The sequence below is a fragment of the Streptomyces ambofaciens ATCC 23877 genome (assembly GCF_001267885.1).
Lineage (GTDB): Bacteria > Actinomycetota > Actinomycetes > Streptomycetales > Streptomycetaceae > Streptomyces > Streptomyces ambofaciens.
This window is the reverse complement of the sequence record NZ_CP012382.1, coordinates 4,612,707-4,630,923: the sequence shown is the minus strand read 5'-3', so window position 1 is coordinate 4,630,923 and position 18,217 is coordinate 4,612,707. Positions and strand designations below refer to the sequence as shown.

Annotated in this window: 20 protein-coding genes; 5 read left to right on the top strand and 15 right to left on the bottom strand. The window is 70.2% G+C overall.

Annotated elements, in window-relative coordinates:
- Window positions 1-24: 24 nt before the first annotated feature.
- From SAM23877_RS20720 to SAM23877_RS20705, 4 genes are all read right to left on the bottom strand, one after another.
- The gene (locus SAM23877_RS20720; RefSeq protein WP_053135339.1) at window positions 25-624 is read right to left on the bottom strand and encodes a hypothetical protein; all 600 of its coding nucleotides are present in this window, start codon (window positions 622-624) and stop codon (window positions 25-27) included.
- Window positions 625-631: 7 nt separating this feature from the next.
- Window positions 632-1,831, bottom strand: a complete 1,200-nt coding sequence (gene mqnC, locus SAM23877_RS20715) for a cyclic dehypoxanthinyl futalosine synthase (protein WP_053135335.1) — start codon at window positions 1,829-1,831, stop codon at window positions 632-634.
- A 78-nt stretch (window positions 1,832-1,909) separates the two neighbouring features.
- Window positions 1,910-2,647, bottom strand: a complete 738-nt coding sequence (locus SAM23877_RS20710; protein ID WP_053135332.1) for a prepilin peptidase — start codon at window positions 2,645-2,647, stop codon at window positions 1,910-1,912.
- On the bottom strand, window positions 2,644-5,616 hold the full coding sequence (locus tag SAM23877_RS20705; RefSeq protein WP_053135328.1) for a BTAD domain-containing putative transcriptional regulator: 2,973 nt from the start codon (window positions 5,614-5,616) through the stop codon (window positions 2,644-2,646). The genes SAM23877_RS20710 and SAM23877_RS20705 overlap by 4 nt, the downstream gene beginning before the upstream one ends.
- Window positions 5,617-5,637: 21 nt before the next feature.
- Here SAM23877_RS20705 and SAM23877_RS42110 point away from each other — a divergent pair, with 21 nt between their 5' ends.
- From SAM23877_RS42110 to SAM23877_RS20685, 5 genes are all read left to right on the top strand, one after another.
- Window positions 5,638-6,099 (top strand): Scr1 family TA system antitoxin-like transcriptional regulator, encoded by a 462-nt coding sequence (locus SAM23877_RS42110; protein ID WP_425314763.1) that lies wholly within the window; start codon window positions 5,638-5,640, stop codon window positions 6,097-6,099.
- A 159-nt stretch (window positions 6,100-6,258) separates the two neighbouring features.
- Complete coding sequence (locus tag SAM23877_RS41350) at window positions 6,259-7,848, top strand: putative adhesin (protein ID WP_342342864.1); 1,590 nt, start codon at window positions 6,259-6,261, stop codon at window positions 7,846-7,848.
- Window positions 7,849-7,861: 13 nt separating this feature from the next.
- On the top strand, window positions 7,862-8,278 hold the full coding sequence (locus tag SAM23877_RS37665; protein ID WP_079030335.1) for a DUF4279 domain-containing protein: 417 nt from the start codon (window positions 7,862-7,864) through the stop codon (window positions 8,276-8,278).
- A 602-nt stretch (window positions 8,279-8,880) separates the two neighbouring features.
- Window positions 8,881-9,399, top strand: a complete 519-nt coding sequence (locus SAM23877_RS20690) for a hypothetical protein (RefSeq protein WP_244903073.1) — start codon at window positions 8,881-8,883, stop codon at window positions 9,397-9,399.
- Between the two features lie 19 nt (window positions 9,400-9,418).
- A complete protein-coding gene (locus tag SAM23877_RS20685) occupies window positions 9,419-9,769 on the top strand; it encodes a hypothetical protein (protein ID WP_053135322.1) in 351 nt (116 codons plus the stop codon).
- Between the two features lie 370 nt (window positions 9,770-10,139).
- On the opposite strand, the gene SAM23877_RS20680 is transcribed toward SAM23877_RS20685, so the two are convergent.
- The 11 genes from SAM23877_RS20680 to SAM23877_RS20630 form a co-directional block, all read right to left on the bottom strand.
- Window positions 10,140-10,796, bottom strand: a complete 657-nt coding sequence (locus tag SAM23877_RS20680; protein ID WP_053135319.1) for a hypothetical protein — start codon at window positions 10,794-10,796, stop codon at window positions 10,140-10,142.
- Window positions 10,797-10,892: 96 nt separating this feature from the next.
- Window positions 10,893-11,942, bottom strand: coding sequence for a hypothetical protein (locus tag SAM23877_RS20675; RefSeq protein WP_053135316.1), 1,050 nt, complete (start codon window positions 11,940-11,942; stop codon window positions 10,893-10,895).
- Window positions 11,942-12,598 carry a hypothetical protein gene (locus SAM23877_RS20670; RefSeq protein ID WP_053135313.1) on the bottom strand — a complete coding sequence of 219 codons (657 nt, stop codon included), beginning with the start codon at window positions 12,596-12,598 and terminating at the stop codon, window positions 11,942-11,944. The genes SAM23877_RS20675 and SAM23877_RS20670 overlap by 1 nt, the downstream gene beginning before the upstream one ends.
- Window positions 12,599-12,807: 209 nt before the next feature.
- On the bottom strand, window positions 12,808-13,794 hold the full coding sequence (locus SAM23877_RS20665; RefSeq protein ID WP_244902980.1) for a hypothetical protein: 987 nt from the start codon (window positions 13,792-13,794) through the stop codon (window positions 12,808-12,810).
- A gap of 53 nt (window positions 13,795-13,847) precedes the next feature.
- Window positions 13,848-14,504 (bottom strand): hypothetical protein, encoded by a 657-nt coding sequence (locus SAM23877_RS20660; protein WP_053135307.1) that lies wholly within the window; start codon window positions 14,502-14,504, stop codon window positions 13,848-13,850.
- A 64-nt stretch (window positions 14,505-14,568) separates the two neighbouring features.
- Window positions 14,569-15,030: a TadE/TadG family type IV pilus assembly protein gene (locus tag SAM23877_RS20655; protein ID WP_053135304.1), complete on the bottom strand. Its 462-nt coding sequence runs from the start codon at window positions 15,028-15,030 to the stop codon at window positions 14,569-14,571.
- Window positions 15,027-15,440: a TadE/TadG family type IV pilus assembly protein gene (locus SAM23877_RS20650; protein WP_053135302.1), complete on the bottom strand. Its 414-nt coding sequence runs from the start codon at window positions 15,438-15,440 to the stop codon at window positions 15,027-15,029. Before SAM23877_RS20650 ends, SAM23877_RS20655 begins: the two co-directional genes overlap by 4 nt.
- Complete coding sequence (locus SAM23877_RS20645; RefSeq protein ID WP_053135299.1) at window positions 15,441-15,890, bottom strand: TadE family protein; 450 nt, start codon at window positions 15,888-15,890, stop codon at window positions 15,441-15,443.
- 54 nt (window positions 15,891-15,944) lie between these two features.
- On the bottom strand, window positions 15,945-16,205 hold the full coding sequence (locus tag SAM23877_RS20640; RefSeq protein ID WP_043381290.1) for a hypothetical protein: 261 nt from the start codon (window positions 16,203-16,205) through the stop codon (window positions 15,945-15,947).
- 98 nt (window positions 16,206-16,303) lie between these two features.
- The gene (locus tag SAM23877_RS20635; RefSeq protein WP_053135297.1) at window positions 16,304-17,224 is read right to left on the bottom strand and encodes a type II secretion system F family protein; all 921 of its coding nucleotides are present in this window, start codon (window positions 17,222-17,224) and stop codon (window positions 16,304-16,306) included.
- On the bottom strand, window positions 17,221-18,213 hold the full coding sequence (locus SAM23877_RS20630) for a type II secretion system F family protein (RefSeq protein WP_053142700.1): 993 nt from the start codon (window positions 18,211-18,213) through the stop codon (window positions 17,221-17,223). Before SAM23877_RS20630 ends, SAM23877_RS20635 begins: the two co-directional genes overlap by 4 nt.
- Window positions 18,214-18,217: the final 4 nt, after the last annotated feature.

The window sequence follows — 18,217 nt, the reverse complement described above, 5'->3', positions numbered from 1 at the left end:
GGACGCTCCTCGCGGACCGCGCGCTCAGCGCCCCCGGTACACCAGACGGCCGCCCACGACGGTGGCCACGCACGTGGCCGCGCCGTCCCGCACGAGCGCGGCCCGGTCGGGTACGTCGAACACCGCGAACCGGGCGGGCTTCCCGGGAGCGAGCCCGGGGAGCAGCACCAGCGGCTTCGGTGAGAAGGAGGCGGGCCCGGGCAGGGTGGCCGGACGCGCCGCCACGGCGAGCCCCGCTCCGCGCACCGCGTCCAGGGCCGCGCGGCTCCGCAGCTCTCCGGCGACGGCGACCGTTCCGTGCGCCAGCATGCGCTGTACCCCGCGGCGCGCGCTGGCGCCCCGCGCGGACGCGTCCGCGCCGAGGAGTGCGCGCGCGCGGTCCCCGAAGAGCGGCTCGGTGCCCAGCCGGTCCGCTTCGCGCGGGTCGGGGTGGTACGCCTGCTCCAGCAGCTCCGGGCCGTACGGGTTGAGCAGTCCGGGCGTCAGGATGCCGGGCCACCGGCGCACCCGCGCCCGCGGGTGGCCGGCGGCCAGTGCCTCGTACGGGCCGACGGCGGCGAGCCGCGCGCCGTCGACGACGACGGCCGTCTCGGGCGAGGCTTCACAGACGTGGATCGTCAGCATGACGGCCTCAGTTGGAAGCGAGCAGCTTCAGTTCGGGGTGGGCCGTGCCGCCCTCGATCGCCGTGGACGAGATGTGCGAGACGACGCGCTCGTCGACGGGGTCGTTCGCCGGGTCGTCGTGCACGACGAGGTGCTCGTACGTCGTGGCCCGCTGCGCCGGGACGCGCCCCGCCTTGCGGATCAGGTCGATGATCTCCAGCCGGTTGGAGCGGTGCTTGGCACCGGCCGACGACACGACGTTCTCCTCCAGCATGATCGAACCGAGGTCGTCGGCGCCGTAGTGCAGGGAGAGCTGGCCGACCTCCTTGCCGGTCGTCAGCCAGGAACCCTGGATGTGGGCGACGTTGTCGAGGAAGACGCGGGCGATGGCGATCATCCGCAGGTACTCGAAGAGCGTGGCCTGCGTGCGGCCCTTCAGATGGTTGTTCTCGGGCTGGTACGTGTACGGGATGAAGGCGCGGAAACCGCCGGTGCGGTCCTGCACGTCCCGGATCATCCGCAGGTGCTCGATGCGCTCGGCGTTGGTCTCGCCGGTGCCCATGAGCATGGTGGAGGTGGACTCGACGCCCAGGTTGTGCGCGATCTCCATGATCTCCAGCCAGCGCTCGCCGGACTCCTTCAGCGGGGCGATGGCCTTGCGCGGACGCTCGGGCAGCAGCTCCGCACCGGCGCCCGCGAAGGAGTCGAGCCCGGCGGCGTGGATCCGGGTGATGGCCTCCTCGACCGACACCTTCGAGATCCGCGCCATGTGCTCGACCTCGCTCGCCCCCAGGCTGTGGATGACGAGTTCGGGGAACTCCTTCTTGATGGCGGAGAAGTGCTTCTCGTAGTACTCGACGCCGTAGTCGGGGTGGTGGCCGCCCTGGAACATGATCTGGGTGCCGCCCAGCTCGATCGTCTCCGCGCAGCGGCGCAGGATGTCGTCCAGGTCGCGGGTCCAGCCCTTGGCGGTGTCCTTGGGCGCGGCGTAGAAGGCGCAGAACCTGCACGCCGTGACGCACACGTTGGTGTAGTTGATGTTGCGCTCGATGATGTACGTCGCGATGTGCTCGGTACCGGCGTACCTCCGCCTGCGTACGGCGTCGGCGGCGGCGCCCAGCGCGTGCAGCGGCGCGTCCCGGTAGAGGTCGAGCGCCTCTTCGGGGGTGATCCGCCCACCGGCGGCGGCGCGGTCGAGGATGGGCTGAAGGTCGGCCTTCTCGGTCACCGGCGTCCCTTTCGCAGAGTTCGTAAGGGTTGTGGACGGACGCGACCAGCGTACGCCAGCCCTTTCACGGGTCCGCGCTCAGGCCGCGTAGGCCCCGGCCAGCACGCCGAGGAACGCACCCGCGATCAGGAACGGCCCGAAGGGGATGGCGGTCTTGCGCCCGGCCCGCCGGGCGACGACGAGGGCCCCGCCGTAGAGCGCGCCGAGCAGGAACCCGGCGAAGGTGCCGAGCATGACCGTCGGCCAGCCGTACCAGCCGAGGGCGGCACCGGCCGTGAGGGCCAGTTTCACGTCGCCGAAGCCCATGCCGGCCGGGTTGATGAGGAACAGGACGCAGTAGCCGGCGCCGAGCGCGAGGGCGCCCAGCAGGGCGGTGGTCCACCGGCCGGCGTGCTCGGGCGCGAGCGCGGCGAGGCCGAGGAGGACGAGGGCGGCGCCGGCGAGCGGCAGGGTGAGGGGGTCGGGCAGCCGCCGTACCCGCAGGTCGACCGCGGCCAGCAGCACGGCGGCGGGGGCGAGCAGCAGCCAGACGGCCAGTTCGGGACGGGTGCCGGTGGCGGCGGCCAGGGCGGCGCAGACGAGGGCGGTGACGGCGGCGAGGGAGGCGGTGCGGGGCCCGTACGACGTCGCTTCGGCGCCGCACCGCGCGCACCGCGCCCGGCCCAGCCAGCCCGGGACCGGGTGCTCCTGCGGGCAGCTGTCGCGCCACGCCTCCCCCGAGGGGGCGGAGAAGCGGTAGGCGGCGCGGGGCAGGAGCGCGCCCGTCGCCGCGCCCCAGAGCGCGGCGACGAGGACTACCAGGAGGCCGGTGCTCATCCGGCGGCGGCGACGCCGTCGCGCCAGGTCGGCAGCAGCTCGTCGAGCAGTGCCTCGGTGCGCGGCGGCAGACCGCGCGCGCCGCTGCGCCCGATGAGGTCGGCGGCGAGGGCGTGGAGCCGGTCGGGGTCGTCGGTGGCGTGCGTGGCGCGCAGCAGCTCGTGCCACAGCCGCTCGTCGGCGGGTGCGGTGCGCAGCGCCGCGTTCAGCGCCTCGATGGCCTTCTCCGCGCGGTCCTTCTCCAGGTGGAACTCGGAGAGGGCCAGACCGGTGTCGGCGACGAGCAGCGGCAGCTGGGCGTCGACGATCTCGTGGGTGAGCCAGCGGTAGCGGCCCTCGGGCCGGTCGGCGAGCAGCGGCCCCCGCACCAGCACCAGCGCGTCGGTGAGCAGCCGGCCGCGCACCTGGCGGCTGCCGACGCCCCGGCCCTGGGTGGCCTCGTAGTAGAGGGAGCGCAGTACGTCCAGGTCGGAGACGACGGACTTGGCGAGGGTGAGCCGCCCGGTAGCGTCGGTGCCGAGCCTCGGCGTGCCGTCGGGGTCGGTGCCCAGCCAGGCCCGCAGCCGCTCCAGCAGCGCGTCGCGGACGTCCTGCGTGACCCCGCGCGGCCAGAGCGCGGAGGACAGCACGCGCGGGTGGACGCCCTCGCGGTGCAGCAGGAGCAGGGCGAGCGCCTCGTGCAACTGGGCGCTGCGCTCGCCGTCGGGCGCGTCCAGACCGATGATCTCGTACGACCCGACGAGGCGGGCGTACACCGCCGGACGGCCCTGCTCGCTGATGTCGACCAGGAACGGCGGGGTGTTGGTCGGTCCGTCGGGGCCGCGCTCGGGGTCGGCGTCGGCGAACAGCTCGACGACGGCCCGCTGCTGGGCGGCCGGCAGCAACTGGGCCTCCAGTTCCAGGCCGAGGAGCGGGGCGAGCAGCCTTCCCTCGCCGGTGATCTCCATCTCCCAGGCCGCGCCGGGCAGTTCGGCTCCCTCGGTGCCGACCAGGTAGCCGATGCCGAGGCGGCTCGCGTCGGCCGCGAGCTCGGCGAGCCGCAGGGCGTCCTCGTCGGACGGCTGGGCGGCGAGCAGCACCAGGTGCGGCGCCCAGCGGGTGTGCTGGGCGGGCCCGGTGCGGCCGGTGAGGACGGAGTCGTGCCCCGCCGCGCCGAGCGCGCCGCGGCGCTGCCGGGTCTCGGCGGACATGGTCTCGAAGAGGTCCTCGAACCCGTCGAGGTGGCGGATCCGGCTGGGCGCGAGGGGCGTGAGGTCGTCCCCGAACCCGACCAGGGTGATGGTCATGCGGTCCGACCAGCCGTTGGTGGCCAGTTCGGCGGCGACCGAGGCGAAGACGGCGGCCCGGTCGGCCTCCCTACCGCTGAGCGAGACGAGGCCGGGCACGGACTCCAGGTTGAGCAGCAGCCGGGAGTCGTCCATGGTGCCGAGACTGACCAGACCCGGGTACGGCGCGGCGGTGTCGACGTCCTCGTATCCCTCGGCGTCGGCGCGGGCCAGCATCCAGAAGGTCTGGTCCTGTCCGAGCTGCCAGGGCGCCGGCGGCTTCCCGGCCGGCTGGGCGAGCTGGAGGTGCAGGTCGCCGTTGCCGCCCAGCCAGGCGGCGTAGACGACGGGCAGCGGCCGTGATTCGGCGGCGAGCGCGCCGGCCAGCCCGCGCAGGGACCGGTCCAGCAGGCGTACGCCCTCGGGGTCGGCGCCCACGAGCAGCGCGTCCTGCACGTCCAGGGCGTCGCCGCTCGGCGTGGGCGGCTCCATGCCGCGCCGTCCGCCGATGCTGCCGAGCGCCGACTGCCACAGCGCCTGCCGGCGCCGGCGGCCGAGGGCGCCGAGGAGACCGGCGGCGAGGAGGGGGGCGGCGAGGAGCGCCTCGGGAAGCCCGAAGGAGTCCCCGAACTGCCCGGCCTGCCCCGACGGTCCGGCCTCGGTGGGGGTGGTGTGCTCCTGCCCGGCGTCGGGGGCGGGCGCGGGGCGCTGCTCGGGGAGGGAGACGTGGGCGTCGCCGGCGCCTCCGCCCTGGGCTCCGCCGCCGCCCTGCGCCTGGTCCCCGGTCCGCGCGTAGTCGTGGATCTGCTGCTGCACCTGCTCCGAGACGTTCGGTGCCTCGTCGGGCATCTCGACGAGCTCGCCGCCGCGGGCGTCGCCGGGCATCTCCATGATCCAGCCCGGCCGGATCAGGGAGGCCTCGGACAGCTTCGAACCGTCCGGCTGCACGCGGTCCTTGTTGAGCTCGAAGATCTCGTGGTACCGGCGGCCGTCACCGAGGTGCCGGTCGGCGATCTCCCAGAGGGAGTCGTGGTGGCGTCCCTCGGGCGGCTGGATCCGGTAGTACTTCGTGTCACCGTGCGCCGCGGCGGCACCGTCGGCACGGGCCGCGGCCTGTCCGGCCTGCTCGGCCAGGGCGCCCGCGGTGGCGGCGGCCTGCTCCTGCTGCTGGGCGAAGAGTCCCGGCGTCTGCTGGGCGGCCGCCACGGACGGCTTCTGGTTCCCCTCCAGGCCGTGCCCGAGCTGCGACAACCCCGGCGTGAGGCTGGCCGCGGTGGCGCCGACGAGCAGCAGCGCGGCCACGAGCTGCCGGGCCAGCAGCTGACTGGGCCCGGCCCCCGGCACCCGGCCCGGCACCCCGACGCCGGACAGCGCGGCCTTGACCTCGACGAGCACGCAGGCGGTGAACTGGGCCCAGGCGAACCAGACGATGACGGTCAAGATGCGCAGGAAGGTCTCGACGGTGATCTCGCGCTGCAGCCAGTCGAGGCCCGGGGCGCCGTCGGGGAACGGCCACCCGACGGTCACGGCCAGCGCGAGGGGCACTCCGACGACCAGCCCCGCCAGGACGACGAAGGCGAGGAACGCCTTGACGAAGTCCCCGAACGACCGCCGCCGCACCCGCACCGGCTGGGGCGTCCGGTTCCTCGGAGCCGGCGAACTTCCCGTCGAGCTTGACGAGCTGGTGGTGCGGCGTCGCGGCATGGCGGGTGTCCCGGGTCGTGTGTGAGCGTGAGCAGGGGTGGCAGGGGTGGTCGGTGTGTCAGGTATGAGGGGTGTGCTGAGCCTACAGAGATCTTATGGACTCACGCCGACAGCGTCGAAGGCAGCAGTCGGCGACCCTCTCAACGCCCGCCCGCTTCCTCCCCTTTGCCCCACGACGCCGTTCCCCTTTCACCACCCCCACAACCCCCGGAACCAGCCCGTCAACCGCTGAACAGGGCGTCCGTACGCGTCGTTCCCTTCGACACCGACCACTTCGCCGGTGCCGGCGCAGCCGCGATGCACGTCGGTGGCCCGCTGCCACGGCTCGACACCGTGCTTCGCGACTCTCCCAACGGCACTGCCTTCCTGGACGCCGAATCACAGCTCGACCGCTTCCGGGCCCTGTTCCGTAAGGTGGAAAAGGCTGCATTCGCCCCCGCCCGGACGCGGGACTTCATCCATCACTTGGCGAAGGAACTGTGAGGCGCGAGGCATGACCGGACCCACCGACTGTCCTCTCGCATCCTTCACCGCACTCGTCCAGAGCCTCAAGACGACGACCTCCTGACCCTGCCGCCCGTGCGATAGGTTCATACGCACGTTCTACGCGGTAGGCATCGCAGGTGCACGGGGGAGAACACGGTGTCGCACAGGCCGGCGGACTGGCACGTACTCGACCTGGAGAAGGACCCGACACCGGGCGACCCGCAGCGCATACGCACCCTCGCCGGGACCCTGCACGACTTCGCCGATGACGTGGCCGAAGCCCTGCGCGATCTCAAGGGGATAGCCAAGGAGGACGAGATCCTCTCCTGGGCGGGCAAGACGGCGGACGTGTTCGCCGAGGAGTTCGAGGACGTCCCGAAGAAGCTGCGGAAGCTGAAGAAGTCGTACGACCTCGCGGGCGACGCGCTCGCGTCCTTCTGGCCCGACCTTCAGGACGCTCAGGAGAAGGCCGACAAGGCGTTGCGGGACGGCCGCAAGGCGCGTGAGGAACTCGCCACCGCACAGACGACGTTGGCGGGGGCCAACGACTGGGTCCGTACCGCGACCGAGAAGGTGGACTCCTACGACCCCGCCAAGAGCGGCGGCCAGGACGTCCCCAAGCCCGACGAGGCCGATGTCCGCCGCGCCACCCGGGACGCGCAGCACGCGAACGCCCGCCAGGCCGCGGCCGAGCGGAACGTCGAGAGCGCGCAGAGCGCCCTCGAAGCGGCCAAGAAACTCGCGGATCAGGCGAAGGGCCTGCGTGAGGATGCCGCCCGCCGAACGGTGACCAAGCTGCAGGAAGCCTCCGAGGCCGGTATTCCGAACCGGCACTGGTGGGAGGAGATCGGCGACTGGGTCTCCGACCACTGGGACGAGATCGTCACCGTCTGCAAGTGGGTCGTGGCCATCGCCGGGATCATCGTGATGATCGTGGGCGGGCCGCTGGGGTGGCTGGTCTTCGCGGCGGCCCTGGTCGTGATGGCCGACACGATGAGAAAGGTCATCAAAGGCCAGGCCGGCTGGGGCGACCTCCTATGGGCGGCACTGGACTGCATACCCGCGACCAAGGGCCTCACCAGCCTCGCCAAACTGGGCAAGCTGTGGAAGGCGGGCGGACTGAAGGCGCTCGGCGCCGGGTTCATGGGGGGCATTGGCGGCGGCCTGCAGAACCTCGCCGGCGGGCTGCGCAGCTTCGGAGCGGGAACCCGGAACATCTTCCGGGGCCTGGACGGATCGTGGCTGAGCAAGGCGGCGTCCCGCGGATCCGGGGGCCCTCTTCCTTCGATAGACCAGATCAAGCAAGCCTTGATCCAGCTCAGTCCGCAACTCTCGAAGAAGGTCTACCGGTCCGACCAAGGCCACTACTACGCGACTCGGGTGTTCCAGGGCGGAAGAACCGATGAAACGGTGCTGGCCGGTCACGGGTTCCTCGAAGAGGGCGCCGGCACCATTCGCGTACCGGAAGGCACGTCCATGTCGTTCTACGTGGACCACGGCGACCGACTCGGCGGCCTGGACGGCCTCACCGTCGAGGCTGGAGTTTACCCGGGAGAAGCATTGCAAGTGGCTCGGTCCGGAGACGTGATTCCCAATTACACACTGGCCGCCCCTGCCGCTGGCGCAGGTGGCGGCTTCAGCGTATTCGAGAATTCGGTCACCGTTGCCGAACGGACAAGACTGGACGAACTGCTCCAGCCCGGCATGGGGAACGTACACTGGGCAGCATGCCGTGAGATCTTCTGAAGGAGCCGGACTAATGCAATGGGATCACGAGGAAGGAACCTGGGCAGAAACGGGCGTGCAGTTGATCGTCCGCAAGCCCGACCTCGATTCTTCCCTTCTCTCGGAGGTCATCCGGGTGCCCCCGACCTCGTTGTCGGTCCCGGAGGCGGACAGTCGGCGTACCGATCCGCCTCCGGAAGGCGTATGGGCGCTGGCCGTGCACAAAAGGTACCCGGGAGGAGTTAACGAGCAGCTCCTGAAACTGCTCGAACAAATCGAGCCCTATTCTTCGGGAATTAATCATCTGACGGCACAGGGGTATGAGCTCTCAATCAGCGTCACGGGCTTCGTCGGAAACGGCAGCAGCTTTTCTCTGACTCCTGACGTGGTGTCTCGAATGGCTGCCCTGAACGTGCCGCTCACCATTTCTCCGAGCACAAGTGACCGATAGCGAGAATGATGACGATCTCGGCCCCCTCGTGGGACAGCCCGACAGCCACCCTCCTCATCACCGGTAAGGACTTGGCCCCACAAGACGTCACTCAGGCGCTCGGTATCGCTCCGTCACTCACCCGGGACCCGGCAGCGGTTTCCCGCTTCCGGCCCGGCGAAGGAGTCTGGGCGGTCGAGGTCACCGCCCGGCCCGATCAGGGTCTCGAGGGGGCACTGGACGAGTTGGTCGACCTGATCTCCGACAAGCTGCGGAGCATCCAGTCGCTCGGGGAATCCGGGCTCACCGTGCAGATCGACCTGAGTGGCCTCGTGGACGGTCGTGCCCGCGTCCCCGTCTCGCCGCTCAGTCTGTCGCGCGTGGCCGCTCTGGCCCTCCCCCTGTCCTTCACCACCAGCGCGGTCCCGTCAGAGCGCTCCGAGGACGCGTGGGACTGGCTGCCCGCGCCCGACGGCTCTCACCGCACACCCGCTCAAGGCCAAGAGGAGGAGGCAAGCCCCACAACCACCCCGGCGCCCGTCGGTGTGTCGCTGGCGGTCCCCGACTCGTGGTGGGAGTTCGACATCCGCCCCGAAGGCCGGGAGGCGACCATTCACACCTTGGTGGACGAACGCCTCAGGGAGACACCGGAACTCGTGCCCTACCGGGCGGACCTGACGGCCATGCTCCGCAAGATGGCGAAGGACGCCCACGACTCCGGTGCCGTCTATCTGGGCTGCATGGCCGAGAACTTCGCCGGTGTCCCGCTCTCCGCTACCGTCACCGTCTCCGTGCTCGGTGCCAAGAACAAGCAGGGCGTCGTCCTGTCCACCGACCCCCGCGCCATCGCCGAGAACCTGCGGACGATCACCCCCCGCCGAGAAGGGGACGCCTGGCGCAAGGTCACGACCGTCGACATCCCCGAGGTGGGCACGGCCGCGCGGACCTACGGCGTCGAGGACGTGCCCGTGGCCCAGGGCGACAGTCGTACCCTGCGCATGGTGCTGACCCAGACGTACATCCCCGTCCCGGGAACCACCGACCAGGTGGTCCTCGTCTCTGGGGCCAGTCCGGTGCTGGACCTCGCCGAGGCGTTCCACGACATCTTCGATGCCGTGACCAGTACCTTCCGCTTCGTCTGACAGGCAGGGGGTTCAGAGCATGGGCAAGGGCAAGAGCGACCTCGCGCTGCCGCTGACCGAGCTGGAGGACTACGGACGCCGGCTGCGGTCACTGAAGACGCGGCTGAACCACACCAAGAAGCTCTTCGAGTCGTACAAGGACGACATCGGCGACGGCAGCGTCAATGACGCCCTCGGCGACTTCGAGTCCAACTGGGAGGACGGCCGCGAGGACATCACCCAGCAGCTCGACGCCCTCGCCGACATGTCGGACGCCGTCGTCCGCGAGTTCAAGAAACTCGACGACGAACTCACCAAGAAGGTCAACGGCGTCGTGAAAACGGAGGACAAGCGGGGCGGGGGCAAGGGCGGTGGCGACGGCGAGAAGTAGGCGCGTCGAGGGTACGGGCGGTGGCTGTGGCTTGAGGAGGCCCTGGTGAACATGGACACCGTTCAGGGTGAGCGGGACGGTCCGACCTGTCGGCTTCTTCGCAGAGCTCTCCCCATGCTGGGAGTTTCCGACCGAGGGCTCCATCGCAGACGCAGTGCGGGACGTTGCGGCGCCCGACGAGCGCCGAGTCGTCTCGTACCTGCGGGGCGCTGCCTGGATAGCGCCGAACATGCCTTCTCCGGGCGGTCCAGTTGCTGGAGGTGGAGGAGAGGTTGCCGGTCATGCTTGTCCCCGGCATGAGCGACACCCTGTGCCAGTGACATCGGAAGGGGCAGTGCGGCAAGGATGGGCAGGTGTCGACGCGTAAGGCTCACGGCTGACACTTCTCGGCTCCTCGCTCCGACACCACGTTGGTGGTCTGCCAAACGCCCTCGGTGTTCTTCTTCATACGTGCGCTGTAGGAGACGTAGTCGTCCGCATCGCCCGGCGTCTTCTTGACCTTCTTGGTCTTGCGGTCCTTGCTGTACGACTCCGTCTCGTCACCGCAGTACGTCACCGTGGCCGCGCTCTCGCCGCTCAGGGTGACCTCGCGGTCGTAGTAGCGCGTGGAGCCCGTCCAGGTCGTGCCAGCCTCGTAGAAGGACTGGACGTAGTTCGTGGCGGCGATCAGGGCGTTCTCCCGGCTGTAGAACTTCAGCGCCGGATGTTCCTCGGCGTCCACAGTGATCGCCTCGTCGATCGAGTTGATCATCCGCTCGTTGTCCGCCAGCACCGCGTCCTTGACCGGGTCCCGCCTCTCGCCGCCCTCGAAGACGTTCTTGACGTCGGACGGCAGCTTGATCTCCGGGCGGTCGATGTCGTCGTCGCTCGCCGACGGGGACGGTGACGCGGATGCCGAAGCGCCCGTGTCCGCCCCCGCGATCCCGTCCTTCCCCAAGTCCTCACCGTCCGAGCTTCCGCAGCCGGAGAGCAACAGGGTCACCGCCGCCAGGGCCGCGGCGGCGATGGTCGTGGGGCGTGTCTGCATGGGAGTGATACCTCCGTCGTGGGGGGGAAGAGGGAACGATGGGGCGGGAGGGGTGGGGGTCGGTACGCCAGTTGCGGGCCCGTCGGCCTCAGCGGTTCAGCGGTTGACCGACTGGATCTCCTGCACCGTCACGTCCTGCGTCGCGCCGAACGTGCCCTCCGGGAGATCGCCGCCCTCGCCCGTGGTGCTGGTCCACGAGATCTTCCAGGTGACGGTGGCCTGCAAGGGGTACGCGCCGTCGGCGCCGGAGGCGCGGAGGTAGGTGACGCCGCAGGGCGGGGTGTCGTTCGCCTTGCCGTCGGCGTACGGCTCACCGATGCTGCCGTCGGCGTTGATCTCGCAGTCGCCGGACGCGGGGAACGTCTGGGCGTCGCCCGTCCCCGGGTCGATGTGCAGGGAGACGGGCTCGGCGGTGGTGGTCGCGGAGAGCCCGGTACCGGGGAGGCTCGCGGTGACGGAGATCTTCTTGAACTTGGCCTTGTCCAGCCAGATCCAGGTCGGCAGGTTCACCTTGGTGGCCCCGGCCGGCTTCATCTCGATCTCGGTACCGGGGACGGGGAGTTCGTCGTAGGCGTATTCGGCGAGGATCTGGGGGGTGAGGGCGAGGGGTTCTTCGGGGACGTCGCCTTCGTCCACCCAGAAGGGCTGCTTGTCGCAGGAGTTGGCTTCGGGGTCGTCCTTGCGGTTGGGGTTCTTCACCGCCGCCCAGAACATCCCCTCACCCTCCTTGTCGAGGTTGTAGTCCTTGTAGGGCTCTCCGTCCTTGTAGTACGCATCAAGGGAGTCGCCGACAAAGTCCCCGACTCCGCCGAGGAACGGCAAGCCATCGATACTCCGCCACAGCTTTACGGTCTTCTCGATCTCCTTGGGAGAGAAGGCGGGCTCGTACCAGCATGCCGGCGGCGTCCAGTTGCTGTTCTCCGGCGTGAGCGTCCCCGTGCCGATCGTCCGAGAGCTACCGTTCACAGTGGTCGTGACCTTGGTCTCCGCCCTGATGACGCCCTCCTGAGCGGACGCGCTGGAGCTGGCCTCCGTGCCGCTTCCGGCATTGCGGCCGCCACCTGCTACGGCCACGGACGACACGGCGCTGACCCCCAGGGCCAGGACAGGGACCAGGAACAGGCGGGTGGAGGAAACCAGCCGCATCACATGCACCTCTCGGCTGCCTCGGTCGAAGACACACTCGTCGTCTGCCACACACCTTCGCTGTTCTTCTCCAGCCGGGTGTTGTAGAAGGCGTAGTCACTGGGTGACGACTCGACTGAGCGGTCGACCTTGCCGGTCTTGCGGTTCTTCGGGTAGGTGTCGGTCGCGTCCATGCAGTACGTGACGGTCGCCGATCCGTCCTTCGCGAACGTGACTTCACGGTCGTAGTAACGAGTCTTGCCCGTGAAGCTGCGGTCGTTGTCGTAGAACGACTTGATGTAGGTGGCGGCCGACATGAGGGCGTCACCCTTCGAATAGAACTCGAGCGCCGGATGCTTGTCCGCATCCACGACGATCGCCTCGTCGATCGAGTTGACGCGCCTCTCGTTGTCCGCCAGTACAGCGTCCTTCTTCGCGTCGCCCGTCGAGCCGCCCTCGAAGACGTTCTGAACGTCGGACGGCAGCTTGATCTCCGGCCGCTCGATGCCGTCCTCGCTCGCGGACGCGGACGGTGTCGCGGAGGCCGAGGCCCCCGTGTCCGCGCCCGCGATCTTGTCCTTGCCCGAGTCATCGGTGTCGGATCCGCAGCCGGAGAGCATCAGGGCGACCGCGGCCGTCAGGGCGGCGGCCGCGGTGGTGGTCGGGCGTGTGCGCATGGGAGTGGTACCTCCGTTGGTGGGGGGATGGGGCAGTCGGGCGGGAGAGGGAAGGCGTCGGGTCAGCCCACCTCGTTCTCCGCCACCGCCTGCCCGTGGACGACCACGTCGCCGCCGTAGACATGCCGGTGAAGACCGGCGAGTACGTGAGCTGGACCTCGACCTGTACCTGGGCCGCGACCAGTAGCGGGCCCGTCGGCCTCAGCGGTTCAGCGGTTGACCGACTGGATCTCCTGCACGGTCACGTCCTGCGTCGCGCCGAACGTGCCCTCCGGGAGATCGCCGCCCTCGCCCGTGGTGCTGGTCCACGAGATCTTCCAGGTGACGGTGGCCTGCAAGGGGTACGCGCCGTCGGCGCCGGAGGCGCGGAGGTAGGTGACGCCGCAGGGCGGGGTGGCGTTCGCCTTGCCGTCGGCGTAGGGCTCACCGATGCTGCCGTCCGCGTTGATCTCGCAGTCGCCGGACGCGGGGAACGTCTGGGCGTCGCCCGTCCCCGGGTCGATGTGCAGGGAGACGGGCTCGGCGGTGGTGGTCGCGGAGAGGCCCGTACCGGGGAGGCTCGCGGTGACCGAGACCTTCTTGAACTTGGCCTTGTCCAGCCAGATCCAAGTGGGGAGGTTCACCTTCGTCGCCCCGGCCGGCTTCATCTCGATCTCGGTACCCGGGACGGGGAGTTCGTCGTAGGCGTATTCGGCGAGCACCTGTGGAGACAGGGCGAGCGGCTCGTCGGGCGTATCACCGTTGTCCACCCAGAAGGGTGGCTCGTCGCAGGCGCTGGCCTCGGGGTCGTCCTTGCGATTGGGGTTGACTGCGGCCGCCCAGAACATGCCCTCGCCCTGCTTGTCGAGGTTGTAGTTCTTGTAGGGATGGCCGTCCTTGTATCGCAGGTCCAGCATGTCACCGACGAACTCGCCGACGCCGCCGATGAGGGGAAGGCCATCGAGGCCTCGCCACAACTTGACGGTTGCCTGGATCTCCTTGGGCGAGAAGGCGGGCTCGTACCAGCAAGCGGGCGGGGTCCAGTTGCTGTCAGCGGACGAAAGCGTGCCCGACTTGGTGGTGCTGCTGCTGCCGTTGACCGTCGTCTGTACTTTCGTCTGGACGTACATGGTGCGGCCGCTGCGGCCGGCGTCGGCATCCTTGCTCTTCCCACTCGTGGTGGTGCGGTCGGCCCACGCCAGAGGGGCGGCCTGCAAGGTGATCAGAAGTGCGGCGGCAGTGCTGAAAGCTGTTGACCTGGCGGTGCGATTCACGGCTGGCAGACCTCGCTTCCACGCTCGGAGGTGCTCTTGGTCGTCTGCCAGACCCCCTTGTCGTTCTTCCTCAGGCGATCGTTGTAGAGGACGTACGAGTCCTTGCTCGCCTGCGTCACGTTGACTTCACCGGTCTTGACGTCCTTGGTGTAGCCCTTGGACTCGTCCGCGCAGTAGACCAGCCCGGCCGAGCCGTCCTTGCTGAAAGTCACCTTGCGATCGAAATAGCGGACCGTCCCCGTGACCGTGACACCGTCCTTGACGAAGCCGCTGATCCACTCCACGGACCCGAGGTAGGCCGCGTCCTTGCTGTAGAAGGCGACGGCCTCGGACTTCGGGTCCTGCTTCCCGATCGCCTCGTCGATGGCGCGAAGATACTCCGCGTTGTCCTTGAGTACGGCGTCCGCCTTGGCGTCACCCGTGGTTTCCGGCGCGAAGGCCAGGCTGTCGCCTTCCGGCAGGCTCACCTCGGGGCGGTCGATGCCGTCATCGGTCGTCGTCGGTGACGGAGACGTCGATGATTTCGCGCCCGTGTCCGCCCCCGCGATCCCGTCCTTCCCCGAGTCCTCGCCGTCCGAGCCTCCGCAGCCGGAGAGCAACAGGGTCACCGCCGCCAGGGCCGCGGCGGCGATGGTCGTGGGGCGTGTCTGCATGGGAGTGGTACCTCCGTCGTGGGGGGGGAAGAGGGAACAGCGGGGCGGGAGGGGCGGGGGTCGGTCAGCCCACCTCGTTCTCCGCCACCGCCTGCCCGTGGACGACCACGTCGCCGCCGTAGAACATCCCGGTGAAGACCGGGGAGTAGGTCAGCTGGACCTCGACCTCCACCTGGGCGACGTCGGCCGTCACGCAGTGGGTCGCGGCGATGTCCTGGCCGGTCATGTCCATCTCCGCGGCGAAGGACTTGACCCGGGCGTCGCAGTTCTCGTAGTTGATGGGGGCGGGGCCGCCCACGTCGTCGTAGAGGGCCTCGCGGTCGATGTCCTGGGCGGCGTAGCGGGCGGCCTGTTCGGCGATGTCCGCGGCGCGTTCCCGCTTGGAGATGGACATGCCGCCGTCGATGACGAAGGCCGAGAGGGAGAGGAAGACCAGGGCGAAGATGATCACCGCGCCGGCGCCCGAGCCGCGGTCGTCGAGGCGGGCACGCCGGTCCGTGAGCCAGGTGCGTACGAGAGCCCTCACGCCGTCCTCCGGTAAGGGTCCAGCGGGGAGCTGAAACTCGCCGTCAGCGTCGTCGGGATGTTCAGGCCGATGGAGGCCAGGCCGCGCACCTCGCAGCTCACCTCGACCGTGAAGAGGGTGTCGGGCTCGAAGCCCGCGCTCTTCTGAACGACGGAGACCGGGCCGGCGCAGACGTCCGCCAGGTTGGACTCGGCCGCCTTCTTCGCCTCGGCGATGGCCGTGCCGTGGTCCTTCTGGATGGAACCCGCGCGGGCGGCGTCCCGTGCCGCGCCGTCGAGCGCGCCGCGGCCGTCCACGAGCTGGCCGAAAGCCACCAGGACGAGGATGAAGAGGATCATCACCGGGGCCAGGATCACCACCTCGATGGTGGACAGGCCCTCGTCACCGGCGGTCGGACGGGAGTCGTCCATCTAGTTCTCCCCCTCCTGGACGAACCGTTCCACCGGCCCCATCGACTGGGCGTGCACCGTCAGGTCCAGGCCCGGGAAGACCGTCGGAATGCGGGCCGTGATCTCCACGCCGACCGTGTCCTGCTCCGGCTGGAGCAGCTTCACGTCCGGGGAGAGGACCAGCTGGGGGCCCAGCTGGCGGATGTAGCTGTCGACCACGTCCCGGGCCTCGCCCCGCCAGCCGCCGGGCTGGTCGTGCGCCGTGGCACGGGCCTTGCGCGCGCCCGCCTGGGCCGCCGCCTGCGCCACGTGGTCGGCGAAGAAGTACAGCCCGAACTGCACCGTCGCGAAGATCATGAAGAAGAGGACCGGCGTGAGCAGCACGAACTCGATCGCGGTCATGCCGGAGTCACCGCGCGCGGAGGCAGCCTCCACGCGTCGGCGCACCCAACCACGTACGCGCACTGACACCCCGTATCCCCCTGCTTTCCGTACTGCCTGTGGCGGCGGAACCCGTACCCGCGGTCAGCAGGTACTGCCCGCGTCCGCACCCTTGATGCAGTCGCCGACCTTGTTGGCGCCCTCGCTGAGCGCGGCGTTGATGATGGCGGCCACCACGCCGACGATCGCGACGACGACCGCGGAGATGATGACCCACTCGACCGCGGACGCGCCGCGGTCCAGTTCGCCGGAACGGGCGCGGTCCACGCGGGCCCGCAGGAAGGTGATCAGGAAGTCCACGGGCACGATGCCCGTGGTGCCGGTGCGGAGGTTCCGTCCGTTCATGGTGGGTTCTGTCCTCTCGTATCAGTTCTGGGGTCGAAGCGGCTCGGAGGTGCTGCGTCGAAGGGGTCGGGGCCGGGAGGGCCGCCTCAGGCGGTGCGTCACACCTGGAACACCCGCATCGCCGCCGGGTAGATCAGGAAGACCAGGAACCCGGCGCACAGCAGGAGCTGGGCCACGAGCATCGACTGGGACTTCTCACCCGCGCTGCCCTCGATCTCGGAGAGTTCGCGGTGCCGCATGGTCTCGGCGCGGGAGGCGAGCGACTCGCGGACCTTGGCGCCGTCGTCGGCCACCAGGGCCAGCGAGGCGGACAGGTCCTTGAGTTCCTCGACGCCGAGGTCCTCGCCGAGCTGGCCCAGCGCCTGCCACTGGCTGATGCCGGTGATGCGCGCGTCGGCCAGGGCGTTGCGGATGCGGTGGGTGGCCCAGCCGTCCGACACCTCCGCCGCCGCCATCAGGGCCTCGGGCAGACCGCGCCCGCCGGCCAGGCTCATGGACACCAGGTCCAGGTACGCGCCGATCACGCGGCGCAGGTCGCGGCGCTTGTCGGCCGCGTCCCGGCGCACCTCCAGGTCGGGCAGGAAGAAGAAGACCGCCGCGCAGAGCAGGGCCAGCCAGACCGGGACGATCGGGCTGTCGTTGAAGCCCAGCGTCCAGACGATCGCGAACAGGAACGGCCCGAAGAACAGACCGCCCGCCGCCAGCAGCGCCTTGGTCGCCAGGAACTTCTCCCAGCTGCGGTCCAGCACCGCCAGGTCCGCGCGCAGCGAGCGCTGCTCCCAGCCCTGCTGGAGGTACAGCTCGGCGACGCGTGCGCCGACCTGGGCGCGCAGCGAGCCGAGGCGGCCGGTGTCCTTGACCGTGCGGGCCGACTCGTACGCCGTTCCGCGCGCCCGCATGGCGTCGATCCGGGCGACCTGCTGGACCGGGCTCCGTCTGCTCGGCATCAGGGCGCGGACCAGGGCGTAGACGCCCAGGCCGATGACCGCACCGACCAGGACCGGCATCGTCAGGTTCATCGTCGTACCCCCTCGTCCCCAGACGCCTGCGACGGCTGGGACGGTTGCGGCAGGCGCTGTGCGGGCTGACCCTGCGCGCCCGTGCGGTCCGCGGTGCGGGGCCGCACGAACTGGACGTCGGAGCCGTCCCGTACCAGGAAGCGTTCCGGCGTCTCGATGGTCGACAGCTTGCGCAGCCACCAGAAGCCCAGCGCGAACAGCCCGCACACGCAGGCCAGGACGAGCTGGCCGACGGGTGAGCCGTACGGCTCGACGAAGTCCCGGTTGAAGATGGACAGGCCGAGGACGAACAGCACCGACACCGCGACGACGATCTGGACGGACCGGCGGGTCGAGGCGCGCTGCGCCATGACGCGCTGGCGCATGTCGACCTCCTCGCGCGCCGACTTGGCGAGCGCGCCGAGGACCTGGCGCAGACCGGGGCCGCGCAGTCGCGCGTTGAGGATCAGGGCCGCGACGATGATGTCGGCGGACGCGTCGTCGATCTCGTCGGCGAGGTGCTGGAGCGCCTCGGGCAGCGGGGTGCGGGAGCGCAGCCGGTCGACGAGGGCGTCCAGGTGCGGGCGCAGGACGGGGGCGGCGGCACGGGCCGAGGCCGGGATGGCCTGCTCCAGGCCGACCGCGCCGGCGATGGTGTCGCGCAGCGACTCCGTCCAGGAGGCGAGGGCCTCCACCCGCTTCATCGCGGCGCGTTCCTCACCGGCGCCGCCGAAGAGGCGGTCCCAGAAGAAGACGAGGACGCCGGCCGCGATGCCCAGCACCGCCCAGCGGGTGAGGAGCAGGACGGCGAGGCCGACGATGGCCGCGAGGGACCCCCGTTGGCCCGCCCAGCGGATCAGCTCGCCCGCCCGCTCGGCCGCCTGCCGCTTCTCGTGCTCGGGCTTGGCGGGCAGTCCGCGTACGGCGACGAGGAAGAGGGCGAGGCCGCCGCCGACGGCGACACCGCAGCCCAGCGCGTACAGGACGGTGGTGGAGAACAGGCCGCCCATCGAG